General features: G+C 50.1%; 11 protein-coding genes and 1 tRNA gene. 4 read left to right on the top strand and 8 right to left on the bottom strand.

The genetic code is table 11. From position 1 onward, the window contains the following. Entirely contained in the window at positions 1-1,434 is a 1,434-nt protein-coding gene (locus IMCC13023_RS00770) for an aspartate ammonia-lyase (RefSeq protein ID WP_249859667.1), read from the bottom strand. Positions 1,435-1,469: 35 nt separating this feature from the next. Between IMCC13023_RS00770 and IMCC13023_RS00765 the strand changes: the two genes are divergently transcribed. After that, entirely contained in the window at positions 1,470-2,558 is a 1,089-nt protein-coding gene (locus tag IMCC13023_RS00765; RefSeq protein ID WP_007540207.1) for a fatty acid desaturase family protein, read from the top strand. A 12-nt stretch (positions 2,559-2,570) separates the two neighbouring features. Here the strand turns inward: IMCC13023_RS00765 and IMCC13023_RS00760 are convergent. Beyond that, positions 2,571-2,643 (bottom strand) — tRNA-Thr (locus IMCC13023_RS00760). A gap of 301 nt (positions 2,644-2,944) precedes the next feature. Between IMCC13023_RS00760 and IMCC13023_RS00755 the strand changes: the two genes are divergently transcribed. Further along, on the top strand, positions 2,945-4,147 hold the full coding sequence (locus IMCC13023_RS00755) for a trypsin-like serine protease (RefSeq protein WP_007540206.1): 1,203 nt from the start codon (positions 2,945-2,947) through the stop codon (positions 4,145-4,147). An 86-nt stretch (positions 4,148-4,233) separates the two neighbouring features. On the opposite strand, the gene IMCC13023_RS00750 is transcribed toward IMCC13023_RS00755, so the two are convergent. The 4 genes from IMCC13023_RS00750 to IMCC13023_RS00730 all read right to left on the bottom strand — a co-directional run bounded on the left by IMCC13023_RS00750 (position 4,234) and on the right by IMCC13023_RS00730 (position 9,853). Further along, positions 4,234-5,832 (bottom strand): hypothetical protein, encoded by a 1,599-nt coding sequence (locus IMCC13023_RS00750; RefSeq protein WP_007540205.1) that lies wholly within the window; start codon positions 5,830-5,832, stop codon positions 4,234-4,236. A 309-nt stretch (positions 5,833-6,141) separates the two neighbouring features. After that, positions 6,142-7,455, bottom strand: coding sequence for a hypothetical protein (locus IMCC13023_RS07345; RefSeq protein ID WP_007540204.1), 1,314 nt, complete (start codon positions 7,453-7,455; stop codon positions 6,142-6,144). Further along, the gene (locus tag IMCC13023_RS00740; RefSeq protein ID WP_007540203.1) at positions 7,452-8,603 is read right to left on the bottom strand and encodes a tyrosine-type recombinase/integrase; all 1,152 of its coding nucleotides are present in this window, start codon (positions 8,601-8,603) and stop codon (positions 7,452-7,454) included. Before IMCC13023_RS00740 ends, IMCC13023_RS07345 begins: the two co-directional genes overlap by 4 nt. A gap of 401 nt (positions 8,604-9,004) precedes the next feature. Beyond that, positions 9,005-9,853: a DsbA family protein gene (locus tag IMCC13023_RS00730; RefSeq protein ID WP_007540202.1), complete on the bottom strand. Its 849-nt coding sequence runs from the start codon at positions 9,851-9,853 to the stop codon at positions 9,005-9,007. 134 nt (positions 9,854-9,987) lie between these two features. Here IMCC13023_RS00730 and IMCC13023_RS00725 point away from each other — a divergent pair, with 134 nt between their 5' ends. Both IMCC13023_RS00725 and IMCC13023_RS07135 read left to right on the top strand, forming a co-directional pair. Continuing rightward, on the top strand, positions 9,988-11,061 hold the full coding sequence (locus IMCC13023_RS00725; protein WP_007540199.1) for an ABC transporter ATP-binding protein: 1,074 nt from the start codon (positions 9,988-9,990) through the stop codon (positions 11,059-11,061). 125 nt (positions 11,062-11,186) lie between these two features. Further along, positions 11,187-11,324 carry a DUF4032 domain-containing protein gene (locus IMCC13023_RS07135; RefSeq protein ID WP_007540197.1) on the top strand — a complete coding sequence of 46 codons (138 nt, stop codon included), beginning with the start codon at positions 11,187-11,189 and terminating at the stop codon, positions 11,322-11,324. Positions 11,325-11,327: 3 nt separating this feature from the next. Here IMCC13023_RS07135 and rlmB read toward each other — a convergent pair whose 3' ends face one another. Both rlmB and cysS read right to left on the bottom strand, forming a co-directional pair. Then, complete coding sequence (gene rlmB, locus IMCC13023_RS00720) at positions 11,328-12,296, bottom strand: 23S rRNA (guanosine(2251)-2'-O)-methyltransferase RlmB (RefSeq protein ID WP_007540195.1); 969 nt, start codon at positions 12,294-12,296, stop codon at positions 11,328-11,330. Next, positions 12,296-13,693: a cysteine--tRNA ligase gene (gene cysS / locus IMCC13023_RS00715; RefSeq protein WP_040324751.1), complete on the bottom strand. Its 1,398-nt coding sequence runs from the start codon at positions 13,691-13,693 to the stop codon at positions 12,296-12,298. The genes rlmB and cysS overlap by 1 nt, the downstream gene beginning before the upstream one ends. Positions 13,694-13,697 lie beyond the last annotated feature (4 nt).

Genomic DNA, 13,697 nt, shown 5'->3' with positions numbered 1-13,697 from the left:
TTAGTCCTGGCCTGTTAGCTTTCTAACGTCACCTAGAAGCGCATTGAATTCTTCTTCGGTCATTAGACCCAGATCCATCACTGCTTCCCGGACCGACATGTTCATCTCGGCCGCGTGCTTGGCAATCAAAGAGGTCTTTTCATAACCGAGCTTCGGAGCAAGTGCGGTGGCGAGGCCAATTGAGTTTTCAACCGTAAGCCTGAGGTGCTCAACATTGGCGGTGATTCCGCTGATGCAGAACTTGGCAAGAATGTGACAGCCTTGACGAAGGTATACAACACTCATCATCAACGACCTTGCGATAATTGGCTCGAATGCGTTGAGCTGCAACTGACCAGCTTCGGCCGCCATCGTAACTATTAGGTCGTTTCCGATCACCGTGAAGGCAATCTCGTTTACCGCCTCAGGAATTACCGGGTTTACCTTGCCGGGCATGATCGAAGACCCGGCTTGCCTCGCAGGAAGGTTTATCTCGTTGATGCCAGCCCTAGGACCTGATGAAAGCAATCTGAGGTCATTTGAGATCTTGGACATCTTGGTGGCAAAGCGCTTGAAGGTGCTTGAGACCGACACAAAAACTCCGGTGTCACTGGTTGCCTCGATGAGGTTCACAGCAGGAAAGAACTTATGTTCACAAATCTCACTAAGCCCGTCTGTCACCAGCTGCGAGTAACCGGTAGGAGTGTTTAGCTTTGTTCCGATGGCTGTGCCGCCAAGATTTATCTCACTCAACAAAGGAATCATTTCCTGTAGACGGCCCTCATCCTCGCTAAGCGTCTGAGACCAAGCGGCAAATTCCTGACCAAGAGTCATCGGGACTGCATCTTGAAGCTGCGTTCTACCCATCTTCAGGACTTCAGAAAACTCTTCTGCCTTGTTATCGATGGTCGAACGAAGGAATGCAATCTCCTCCAGTAATGCCCTTATCTCAATGATCATCGAAACCCTTATTGCAGTCGGATAAACATCGTTGGTTGATTGAGACGCGTTCACGTGGTTCAGCGGGTGAATGTGCTGGTACTCGCCTTTTTCAAAGCCGGCAATTTCTAAAGCTCGATTGCAGATGACTTCATTTGCATTCATGTTTGTTGATGTTCCGGCACCGCCTTGAATCGCATCCACTACAAACTGATCATCAAACTTGCCGTCTCTAACTTCAATGCAAGCCTTGATTATTGGATCTGCGATTTCGGCAGTTATGACTCCAAGTTTTAGGTTGGCTGACGCCGAAGCTTCTTTTATAAAGCCAAGGCCTCTTATTAGTGATCGGTAGTGGCCGATCGGGACTCCACTGATTGGAAAATTCTCTACTGCTCTGAGGGTATGGACACCCCAGTAGGCCTCATTTGGGATATTTCTACCGCCAAGCAGGTCACTTTCAAGCCGCGTCGCTTTCACTTCATCAGTATGACACTTATTGTTATTGCGTTTCACAGCAACACTTGAGCCATGACACGTAGACTTAGGAAATGAGCATTGCTTCCGAAACCAGAACCCCAACTAACTTCAGCCTAATTCTCGAGCAAGTTAGAGAAGCGGGCCTGCTTACTAAGCGTCCAAGCTTCTATATAATGCGGCTTGTAGTTATCAGCTTGATTGCATCAGCTCTTTGGGTAGGTGCTGGCTTTACCGGCTACGCATTGCAGCAGAGCCAATGGTGGATAGTTGCCGGTTTCGTTCTCGCAGGCCTCCTTGGAATCATGAGCGCGCAGTATGGATTTATTGCCCATGAGGCATCGCACCGTCAGGTCTTCAAAAACAACAAAGCCAACGACTGGCTCGGCTTGATACTCGCAAACCTGTTTGCGGGCCTGAGCTACGGCTTCTGGCTAAAAAAGCACAATAAGCACCACCAGCGCCCAAATCAAATCGGAGAAGATCCGGACATTGCCATCCGGGTTTTAAGCTTCACTACCGAATCTAAAGAATCAAAAAAAGGACCGGAGCGTTGGCTTTCTGATCGCCAGGGCTACCTGTTCCCATTCCTTCTTCTTTTCACAGGTTTTGATTTGCTAGTTGACTCCTTTGCCGGTCTTGGCCGCAAGGACAGGTCCGTAGGTATAAAGATTTTGGAATTCAGCCTCATGATGGTCCGCCAGACGGCGCCCTACTTCGTAATGGCCTGGATGTTCGGATGGCTTTGGGCGATCGCACTTTGGTTCGCAATGATGATGACGTTTGGTTTTTTCATGGGAGCAGCCTTTGCCCCAAACCACAAGGGAATGCCCCTTATTGAAAAAGACAGCAAGCTGGATTTCTTCTCTAGGCAGGTTCTTACCTCTAGAAACATTCGCGGCAGCTGGTTGAAGGACAACCTAATGGGTGGTTTGAACTACCAGGTTGAGCATCACTTGTTTCCATCAATGGCAAGGCCATACCTTCGCAGGACCCACGAGATGGTTTCTGAGTTCTGCCGCAAGAATGACGTCACAATGGTTGAGATGAACTTGTTCTCTAGCTACCTGGCTATCATGAAGCACTTGAACAAGGTGGGTCTTAGCAACAACGTGAACCCATTCAATTGCCCAATGGTTGCGGAACTTCGACCTAGAAACTAGCAATAAACACAGAGCCGACCACGGGACTCGAACCCGTAACCCCCACTTTACAAGAGTGGTGCGCTACCAATTGCGCCAGGTCGGCTTGGGGTTTTAGCCCCGCCATAGCCTAATGGATAATCGCTTATTGCCATCTAGTTGTAAGCATTTCCCTTGGATTTAGGGGGATTCTCCCCCTATGACCCCCTCTTGCATCGCAGCGAGCGCCGCGTGCAGAACTTCCTTGTTTAGTTGTTGCTTTATACATTAATGGACCCCTACGACAAATCCTGCTACCACCTGCTACCACCTTTCGGGGACAGCATTACTTGGATACGGGGGCGTTCTAGGGGTAGCCTGAAATTAGCCTTCATTGGGGGAGGCTGACTGATTGGGGTGCAGGGAACATGAAATCTAAGAACTGGGCGAGAAAACCGATTTGGTTTGTTGCAATATTTACGCTGGTACTTGCAGGAGTTGCACCTGCCAGCGCACTTGATGGAGGCCAGGAGGACCCTGGAAACCCTAGGGTTGTTTCACTGGGCGGCTGTACGGGCTTTCTTTACGCCCCAAGGATTGTGTTGACTGCTGGTCATTGCCTGAGCTACCAAGGCGTTGAGGGTGAAATTCGCGCTCTCAAGCCTGGATTCCGAACAACATGGAGACTAACGGATAGCAACTCAGCGAGGGTCATTAAGCGTTTTTACCACCCAAACTATGCCTACCGAGTTCCTGGCGTTTCAGTTGACCTAAATGATTTCGGGGTGTTGGTGCTGGAAAAGCCATTGTCGGATGTCACTACCGCGTCGCTGGTCTCGGAGCAGGAGGCCTTGTCTCTTTCCAACTCAAATGCAGAGCTGATGTTTACAGGTTATGGGCATCAAAGCTATGAGGAAAGAGTTGATTCTAAAAAGAATCCTCGCGCGGTGCTCCCCAAGACCACTGCTTTCAGTCTACTTACACCAGCCGAAGCAAGTCAGAGAATCAGGCAGCACCTCCGGTGGTCCAGAGGCGTACCGTACCCAACGAATCTCTTTTCGGTTGCTCAACCTCAAAATGGTCCGCAGACCTGTGACGGCGACTCAGGGTCTGGCTATTACCTAAGGGACGGCGATGACTTCAAGTACTTTGGCGTGACAAATTGGCCGCTCGGCATCAAGAACTGCTATGGCAATGATTCGTCAGTACCCAATGGCTGGATGGGCTCCGCCAGTGGAACTCCTGATGGGTCCGATGCGACAGTCGGTATCTTTCCTGCATATTTGGGCCTGGACATAATTAGAGCAGCGGAAAAGTACGTTGCAGCGGCTTCTCGTCAGAAGACCCTTGCGACATTCAAGTCAAGCGTGACTGGACTGACAACTCTGCAAAAGACGCAAGTAAAAGCCATCCTTGATGCCAACCCAGATGCAGAGAAATTTATTTGCACAGGTATTCGGTACTATTCGCAACCCATGAGCGTGAACATCATGGTTCGCAAGAGAGCTAAGGCCGCCTGCGATTACGCCAGACAGCTCAATCCATCATTGTCCACCTGGTATCAGAACAAACCGACACAGGCTCGCAGCTACGCAGGAAAAGTTCTCCTAACCGTGAAGGCTCAAGGCTGAGGAGGGTTATTGCTATGGAGCAGTGCTGTTGGTTCTTTCTCGCAGTTCAGGGACGAGAGGGGCGTGGCTGCCCAATAAGTCTCAATTCAGTCCAGCTTGAACTCCACTTGACCGCCATAGATTGCTTTGCCTGAAACAGTCATCTTGGTTTGGTCGATCACAATTAGCACTTCGTCTACTGTTGGGTCATAAATAAGTGGTATTTGCAGTGGAATGTTGAATGATGGCGAGTCGCCCTGTTGCCCCATGGGCCAGGCAATGAATGCATTTTGGACCACTTGATATTGACGAAAAGTTCCAAAGTTGAGTCGGACTCTGCCTGAGGTCAAGCTGGCTTTGAGCCACTTTGCCCCTTCAGTCTGGTCATCGGAGTTGGCCTCCACCAAAAATTGTGGGTAGGAGGCTCCATTTACAACCTCAAGCATTATCTTTAGGCCAACTCTTTTAGGTTCTTCAGCCAATAGCTCTTGAACCCATTTCTTATCCCAAGGCCTTTGGTAGTCAGCATCCGCGACCTCACCCTTTGCAGTTTGAAGAAGGTGCTTTGCAAATGCGGCGTCTAGAGCATCTGGCTCGGTGCCGAGCACATTTCTGACGGCATCATCCCAGCCAACGCTGTCAGCTTCCAACCAGAAGTCAAAGAAAGTTTCCAGCGTCCAATTCAGCAGCAAGTACTCCACTGCGAACTGGCCTACCGAATATCTTGCTTCATCGTCAAAATTGTCAAAGTCACAAATTGTGCCTTTTGAATACATAGCTTGCACTTCAGATTCAGAATATTTCTGAATTCCTGTTCGCTCGTTTAGGAGCCTGACCTGCTCAACTCGCCCTGAGTATCCAATGACGTTGCTGAACACCTGTGCTGTTCCCTCAGTCCACCAGCACTTGTCACGAAACTGAATCTCGCCCTGCAGCGTGTGCAGCATTTCGTGTGCAGCAGTCTCGTAGGTGTTATTACCGCTGAAATTGCTGCCGAGGACTGTAGTCGTATGCTTTACTCCGTTATAAAAGTCACTTGAAACACAGTATGACTCTGCCGTTACCCAGCAATGGATTCCGAAGAATCCAGATTGCTTGTCCCAGAGTGCAAGCTGTTGGCTATTCGCCCCATTACTTTTAGCCCAGGCCTGCCAAGCATCCCAATCGGTCTCATTGACCCAAATTCGCTTACCTGCGACTTCTGTAATACCTAGAGGACGCCAAATCGCCAAGAGTCTGTTTTCAATCTCCGTGATGATTTGCTGCATTTGAACGTCGGCACTCGGTAAAACTACGTTTTCTCTCTCAATTGGCTTCAGTTCTTTGGCAAATTGGTAAATTTTTAGAAGGTGCTCCTGGAGTCCAACTGGTGTTCGTGGGCTTGGTAGCTGAGAGTAAAGGTTAAGCCCAGGCTCCTCTGAAGTCGGCAGTGGATAATGATTTCTACATACCTGTTCGTAGAAGGTTGGTCCGCGGTCAAAGTCGTCGTTGTATCCACACTGCGGATACGCAGCTTGTAATTGGTTCAAGAGTGACCCAGCTACCGTCAGCTGAACAACTTCTTCTTCCTCGGCTTGGACTTCGGTTGGTGACTCAGTCGCCACAGGCGCAACTGCATCCGAAGTTTCGCTGGCCTCTTCCGCTGAAGGTGACGCGCATCCAGACAGCATCGTAAGAACCAAAGCTAAGGACAAGAATTTACGCATCTGAACTCCCCCACAAATTTTTCGTTCTAGCCTTAGTCACTAGACGCGCTTTCACTCTATACCCAGCAACTTAGCCAGTGGGCACTCAGAGCGGGCTACTGCCTCAGCGCTTATCTACTAACAGCGTGAACCACCAACTGAACAACCCTTTAGTTCTGCGGTTAACGGCTAACAGAGGCTCAAACTTGTTTCCGTTTAGCTCATCACTGTTAGTAGAAGCTGAGCGTCAATTTCCGCTTTTAGGCATTCACACTTGGCCCTTGTTATCAGATAACAGTTGGGCTGAGCAGCGTCTCTCCATTTGGCTCTTTAGCCGTATGTTTTGCCAATCCATTGAAAATGAGGTGTCAATTTTTCGTAGAAGGCATTCACACTCACGCCAAAGGTGTTCTCAAAGGCAGTCTTCCATAACACCTGAGGGCTAAGTGCGTCTAAATATGCAAGGTAAGCATCCACCCCATAGACAGCAACCAAGAGCTCGGTTGCCCATTTCCCAGTTGCATACGGAGATTGGCTGCTCAATGCGGGACGCGTTTCCATGTCCTGCATCATTGCGACAACTTCCTCGCTGGTAATCGTTGCCAACTTGGATTTAATCGTGTCCTTGAGGCCCGCACTTGGTGCTACTTCTGCACGCCCCAGCATGGTCCAATGAACCTTATAGAAATAGGTTGCACCGACACCGCCTGACTCGCTGGTAAGTCCCATCGCTAAAAATTCAGCGCCGCCCTCATTGGCCCAAACTGGGTTTGCGGCTGCATTGCGAATCCCTTGTTTGTTGTATCGGCTCAAAAGAGGCAAGTGAGCGTACTCATGTGCCGCAATTATGGACTCCCTGATTCCTGAGGAGCTGGGGCGAATACAATGCGCAAAATAGTCATTCGTTGCTGAGGAGTAGGCGAGTGACTGCATGCAAACCCCATCTGGACCGAGTCTTTTCAAGAGAGAAGAGTTTTGATATCCAGCGGCACTTAGCTGCGCTGATGCCCAGGATGCGTCCTCTCCCGTATACAAAATAACGATGATTTTGCGTTCGTAAAAAGGGCTCCAAAACTTTAGGGAATCCTGAAGGCGGGCCAGCTGCAAATCAGATTCGGCCTGGGTAACATTTGCACCATTGCGAATCTCAATTTCGTTCTTTCCTGTCTGCTTTGACAGGTATTCGGTCATCAGAGCCTGAGACTTAGCGGCCACCAGAGACGGCTCGTAGATGTCCAGGGTCATTTCCAGGCTTGCAACATCCTGGCTCTTTACGGTCAGGAGAACCTTGCCCGCATAGCTTCTGGCTTGAGTCGGCTTATTTTGGAACCAAGTTGAAAGAGCAGGGTTTAGCTGCTTTGCATAATCGCAGGACGCTTTTGCTCGCTTGCGGACCATGATATTTACACTCATTGGCTGCGAGTAATACCTGATGCCCGTGCAAATGAACTTTTCTGCAGCGGGGTTAGCCTCAACAGCGACTTGCACCTGCGCTTTTTGCTGACTGGTCAATGTTGTTGCGCTGGAACTAAAGGTTGCAAGAGTCTTTTGATAAACCGAATACTTCGCAGGTGCCGCGTTCGCAGGTGTAACAAATGTGACCAACATTGTGGCTGCTGCAATTACTGTGATTATCTTTTTCATTTTGAATCCCCCATCAAATCCTGACCCCACTCTAATGTTGCTTGATACCCAACCTCAAGCTTGTGGGCTGGTCTGGGTGCACTGAAACCCAGAGCATTGGCGATATCCAGGGTATTCGGATGAACATAAGTCGCCAACGTATAAGCCGCTGATGAATGACCAAGTAGCAATTGGACTATCCGAGGGTTTACTCCCCCATTTACCAAATGGGTCGCAACAGAGTGCCTTGCTGAATGAAGTGGCAAGTGCCGAATCCCAGATTCAATCAATAATGCTCGCCATCTTCGCTGGTCAACGGTTGCCTCCAGGGCCGTCCCGTCCTCTGCAGCAAACACGAAACCGCGGCCATCTTGTATTTGGCTTAGAAGTTGAATGATTTCAGCATCCAACGGAATAGTTCTTGCCGATTGTTTGGACTTGGGAGGTAGTTCAACTACACCTTTGCCAGGTAGAGAATTGACAGTTCGGTTGACTTTCAAGGTGCTAGAAACAAGGTCAAAATCGCCATATTTAAGCCCTAAAACTTCGCCTTGTCGTAATCCATAACGAAGGGCTAGTAACCACCTCAGATAGGCCTTTGGAGGCTTATAAGAGGCATGTCTGAGGATGCATTCCATCTCTTGTTTTGTGAAGACTTCTATCTGTTTTTGTTCAAACTTTGGCTGACTAACACCAGCAACTGGTGAGTGGGTAATTAGACCTTGTTTTACGGCCAATTTGAATACTGAACTCAAAATAGAGTGCACTTTCCTGACAGTCCCGCTTTTGAATCCACGCTCTTCTGCAAGGTAGCTATAAAGGTCCTGAATTTGCCTGGCGGTAACAGTATCTAGCCGTAAATTTCCCATTAGCGGCTTCAAGTTATTAGCAACATGAGACTGATAGCACCAGTGAGTAGTGGGGTTTAGTTCTGGCTCCCGCTTTTGCAACCAGTAACCCAGGTATTGACCAAGACTTGGTATTTCATCTGGGGTGAGGTTCAGAAAACCTTTACGAACCTGGCCTTCTATTTCGGCTAGCTGCAGGTAGGCATCTTTGCGGGTTTCAGCAGTCTGAGTTCTTTGTCTTCCAAAAGTATCCAGGTACTGAACCCGCCACTTACCTCGGTAGGGAAATACGGTTGCTTTACGGCGAATAATCTCTGTCATCTTTTCCTCCTTATTTGGAGGAAGTTCTGCATAAAAAGCACTCGCTGCTACCAGCTGCTACCAATTCCAGCATTTCCTGGGCTATCCATAGAAAGCCCCTGTAACCAGCTAGTTGATAGAACCTAGAGCCGACGCGGGATTGCGAAGCAATACGCGATACGAAGTGAGTGTGAGTTGAACCCGTAACCCCCACTTTACAAGAGTGGTGCGCTACCAATTGCGCCAGGTCGGCTTGGGGTTTTAGCCCCGCCATAGCCTAATGGATAATCGCTTATTGCCATCTAGTTGTAAGCATTTCCCTTGGATTTAGGGGGATTCTCCCCCTATTTTGAGACAGCTGAATTAGGCCAGTCAACCTCACCCACTCAAAACAGCAGGCCCCCTGTAACTAACCCGGTCGACTACTCAGCGGTTGCCAACTGTACAAACTGAGCAAAGCGCTCAGCGGAGACTAGGTCATCGCCGGTTGCCCAGGTGTACTGCTTATCGTTAACCAATATGGTTGGAGTCCCAGTCACACTGACTCCGTTCTGGGGAGAGGACAACACTGCCTGAGTGTGCTGTTCAATGTAGTCCCCGAAGCTCTTAGCTTGTATGCAGCCCTTTACCTCTTCAGTTCCAGCACCAGCCTCTTCGGCGTAGGCAAACAGCTGATCATCATCATGTCCTTGAGTGCCCTCCTCCGGCTGATCAGCCATCAAGAGTTCGTGAAGATCGTAGAAAGAATCTGGCTCAAAGTTGGCAACACAAAAAGCAGCATTCGCGGCTCTTGATGAATAGGCATTCAAGGACGCGCGATCAAGAAAAGAAATCGGCCTGATTTCAACCGTTGCTGCACCAACGTCTGCCCAAGAGCGAACCTGAGAGGAGTTTGGAACATCGAAAGCCTGACAAATTGGGCACTGGTAGTCAACGTAAATCTCGATTTTAGGAGTCTGCTCAGCCGCATCAGGAGTTGGAGTGTTGCCAAGAGTGAAGGCTTGAAGCCCAACACCAATTTTTAGCCCACCAAGATCGGTCAAGTTGTCCGGCGTTTCACCAACAATCGGTGCATCCGCACGATTCGCCGCATCAACAAGAACTACCGCCCCGATGCCACCGATGATTCCAAGGGCGACAAGAACCACCGAGACCTGCAACAACAAACGGTTGCGCTTTTCTTTCTTGGCGCTTAGCTTCCGAAGCTCGCGCGCTTTGTCTCTGGCTGCGTCACGTTGCTCTGAACGAGTCGGCTTTTCGTTGGGGGTCATCTTTGTCCTTTGTCATAAACTTTATTGCAGTGCCGGACAAGTCTAATTCCAGTGGCATGCTTATGTTGTTCGCTTCGGCAAACATCCATCACTAAGGATCGTTCGGCACGTACCTGCCGGTGAAGGAGTAAATCATGGCAACAGTGTCATTTAAAAATGCAACGAGGATCTACCCGGGCGGAAATAAGCCCGCGGTGGACAAACTAAACCTCGAAGTTGAAGACGGCGAGCTTTTAGTGCTCGTTGGACCTTCGGGTTGCGGTAAGTCAACATCGTTGCGAATGCTTGCCGGGCTTGAAGAGGTCAACGAGGGCGGAATCTACATCGGAGACAGAGAAGTCACCGATGTGCCGCCAAAAGACCGAGACATTGCAATGGTCTTCCAGAACTATGCCCTCTACCCTCACATGACCGTCGCGGAGAACATGGGCTTCGCCCTGAAAATCGCTGGCGTGAACAAGGATGAGCGCGCAGAGCGAGTTCTAGAAGCTGCCAAGCTATTGGACTTGGAACCATATCTAAACCGCAAGCCAAAGGCTCTGTCCGGTGGTCAGCGACAGAGGGTTGCGATGGGTCGAGCCATTGTTCGACAGCCACAGGTTTTCTTGATGGATGAGCCGCTTTCCAACCTGGATGCCAAACTCCGAGTTCAGACTCGAACTCAGATTGCTTCGCTGCAGCGCCGTCTTGGCGTAACCACGATTTACGTGACACACGACCAGGTAGAAGCCATGACCATGGGTGACCGGGTTGCAGTTTTGAAAGACGGGCTACTGCAGCAGGTCGACACGCCGAGAAATCTTTACGATCGTCCCCAGAATATCTTTGTGGCCGGCTTTATTGGCTCTCCGGCAATGAACCTTGTTCAGCTTCCAATAATTGACGGTGGTGTTCAGTTCGGAGATGCAGTTCTTCCGATTTCCCGTGAGATCCTTGCGAAGGCAACTAGCAACCGAGTGACCGTTGGTGTCAGGCCTGAAAGGCTGACTGTTGCCACCAAGGGTCTGTTTGTTGACGTTGACGTGATCGAAGAACTTGGAAGCGATGGCTACCTCTATGGCCGCGTTCAACTAGATGGCACAGAGCAGAACATCGTAGTTCGAGTGCACCCAATCGATCACCCGATGGCTGGAGACAAGATCCACCTTCAGACTGACACAGAAGCCGTTCACGTCTTTGACACCGAGTCGGGTGAGCGCCTTAACTAGGCTTCAATGCCATCTTCGATAAGCATTACGGCTGCCGCGGCAGAACCTGAGCTACTGCATCTGTCGTGACATTTGCCTTTGGAGGATTGGTCTAAAGAAAACATTGCAGCCTTACCAAGGGGCTGTTGAACGACATCGACCAGTACTCGCTATCCAATGCTCGCCTTGGCTTCGACGAAGAAGTTTTGGTTCACAAGTGGCTCAGCGAGGTTTTCGAGCCAATAGTTGTGAGCGATGATGAAACTGGCGACTGGCGAGATTAAGGTTTAGGCCCTCAGCGCTGCAATTTGATAGAGAGCTACGCTTGCAGCAATTCCAGCATTCAACGATTCAGTAACCTCGGAAATTGGTATCGAAATGACTTGGTCGCAGTTTTCTTGCACCAGGCGAGATAGTCCTTTGCCCTCGGAACCAACAACAACTAGAAGTGGCTTGTCAAAGAGCTGAAAATTAGGAAGCGAAACGTCTCCGTCGCCATCGAGCCCCACCACGAAGACTCCTCGACGCTTGTATTCCTTGATTGTCTGGTTGAGGTTTGCTGCCAGAGCAACCGGCATTCTGGCTGCTGCTCCAGCGCTTGTTTTCCAAGCCGCTGCGGTCACGCCGACGCTTCTACGCTGCGGCAAGATAATTCCGTTGCCACCAAAGGCCGCAACCGACCGGATTATCGCACCCAGATTTCGAGGATCAGTTATCCCATCTAGCGCGACCAATAGCGGAAGGGAGGATTGAGACAAAGCTCGGTCCAAGAGTTCGTTCGGGTCTTTGTAGTTGTATGGAGGAACCTGAAGAGCAATTCCCTGGTGGACGCTGTCGCCGCCGGTCATCCGATCAATCTCAACTCGAGTGACTTCGTTGATGACTATTCCGCGCTTGTTAGCAATGGTCATTGATTCCCGAACTCGGTCATCAACCTCGATGCGCTGGGCAATGAACAAGGCGGTAGCGGGAACGCTTGCCTTCAGCGCTTCAACCACAGAGTTTCTACCGGATAGAACTTCGGTGGCATTAGCCTTCGATGCTTTGCCGGTTTTAGATGCCACAAACTGACCCTTTTTAGGGGTTTGACGAACTTCAGTCGTAGCCTTTGGAGAGCGATAGGTCTTGTGATATTTACGATCTTCGGCCTTGGGGGTTGGGCCCTTGCCCTCTAGGGACTTGCGTCCGTGCCCACCGGTTCCCTTGAGCGGACCTTTTTTAGACTTACCAGCTCCGGGTCTTCCAATTTTTGCCATTAGTTCAAACTCCAATGTGTTCCAGATGTCGAGTCAGATAGCTCGATACCAATTTCTATAAGCTGGTCGCGTATCTGATCAGCGCGTTGATAGTTCTTGTCTTCTCTAGCTTTATTTCTCTCGGCAATCAAAGTTTGAATCAATTGATCCAGCGCTCGATGCTCTTGATTGGTCCGGTTTGATGAATCCAAGGAAAGACCTAGAACCTCGAGCATACCGACTACCTCGCTCCAGCGCTGATGCGCTTGGCTTAATCGCTGCTCGTCTAGGTCAGTATTGCCGGCAGTTGCGCTCTCGTGGATAACAGCAAGTGCTCCGGGAATATTTAAATCGTCATTCATTTGCATAGTGAATTCATCGGGCAACTCAACTGCTGCGAACTCACTAAACCTGGTTTCTTTTAGCTCTCTGGACGCCCGAACAACGAAACCGTGGAGCCTAGAAAGCGCAGCGGCAGCCTCGACGGTTGCCTCAGGTTGGTAGTCCAGCACTGAGCGGTAGTGAGCGCTAGCTAGGTAATAGCGGACGGCTTTGTCACTCACCTTGTCAAATAGATCCTCCGACAATACAGAATTCCCGAGTGACTTGGACATCTTTTGACCCTGAACACTCACCAGGCCGTTGTGGACCCAGTAGTTGGCAAAACTGTGGCCGGCTGCAGTGGATTGCGCAAGTTCATTTTCATGGTGAGGGAACCGAAGGTCTAAGCCTCCTCCGTGAATGTCGAAACTCTCCCCCAAATAGTGGGCGGCCATGGCTGAGCACTCAATGTGCCACCCTGGGCGGCCGCTCCCGAAAACAGAAGGCCAACTGGCAGATTCGGGCTCCGTGGACTTTGCCGCTTTCCAAAGAGCGAAATCCTGAGGATTTATCTTCGCCGGATTTGAGTGGGCGCCTTCCATGTCATCGAGTTTCTGGTGAGTAAGTTCGCCGTAATTTGACCATTTTGCGGTGTTGAAATACATGTCCCCCGAACCATCGAGACTCTCGTAGGCGTAACCAAGCCCCACAAGTTTTTCAATGAAAGCAATCATCTGAGGAATGTGCCCGGTGGCCCTTGGCTCATGCGCAGGGAGTCCAATGGCGAGGCGGCGATAATCGTTCGCAAACAGTTGCTCGTTCTTGTAGGCAAGTTCCCACCAGGTCACCGACTGCTCATCGGCTTTTTCCAAAACCTTGTCATCAATGTCAGTGACATTTCTTATTAGCTGAACCTCAAGCCCTCGGTGCGTAAACCACCTTGCCATCAGGTCATAAACAAGCGCGGACCTTAAGTGTCCAATGTGAGGTGCGGACTGCACGGTTGGACCGCAAACGTACATAGAAACCCGCCCTGCAACCAGGGGCTCGAAATCCCTTAGTTCGCCGGCCTTTGTGTCATAGAGCTTCATGTTCAAAAGC

The organism is Candidatus Aquiluna sp. IMCC13023 (assembly GCF_000257665.1).
Taxonomy (GTDB): domain Bacteria; phylum Actinomycetota; class Actinomycetes; order Actinomycetales; family Microbacteriaceae; genus Aquiluna.
Note: the sequence above shows the minus strand (reverse complement) of the source record. Positions and strands in the feature narration are given on the sequence as shown.

Bases quoted from the DNA above. Each gene is read 5' to 3' on its own strand.
- IMCC13023_RS00755 (WP_007540206.1), top strand. From the start codon at position 2,945: ATGAAATCTAAGAACTGGGCGAGAAAACCGATTTGGTTTGTTGCAATA.
- IMCC13023_RS00740 (WP_007540203.1), bottom strand. From the start codon at position 8,603: ATGACAGAGATTATTCGCCGTAAAGCAACCGTATTTCCCTACCGAGGT.
- IMCC13023_RS00730 (WP_007540202.1), bottom strand. From the start codon at position 9,853: ATGACCCCCAACGAAAAGCCGACTCGTTCAGAGCAACGTGACGCAGCC.
- IMCC13023_RS07345 (WP_007540204.1), bottom strand. From the start codon at position 7,455: ATGAAAAAGATAATCACAGTAATTGCAGCAGCCACAATGTTGGTCACA.
- IMCC13023_RS00725 (WP_007540199.1), top strand. From the start codon at position 9,988: ATGGCAACAGTGTCATTTAAAAATGCAACGAGGATCTACCCGGGCGGA.
- rlmB (WP_007540195.1), bottom strand. From the start codon at position 12,296: ATGGCAAAAATTGGAAGACCCGGAGCTGGTAAGTCTAAAAAAGGTCCG.
- IMCC13023_RS00750 (WP_007540205.1), bottom strand. From the start codon at position 5,832: ATGCGTAAATTCTTGTCCTTAGCTTTGGTTCTTACGATGCTGTCTGGA.
- IMCC13023_RS00765 (WP_007540207.1), top strand. From the start codon at position 1,470: ATGAGCATTGCTTCCGAAACCAGAACCCCAACTAACTTCAGCCTAATT.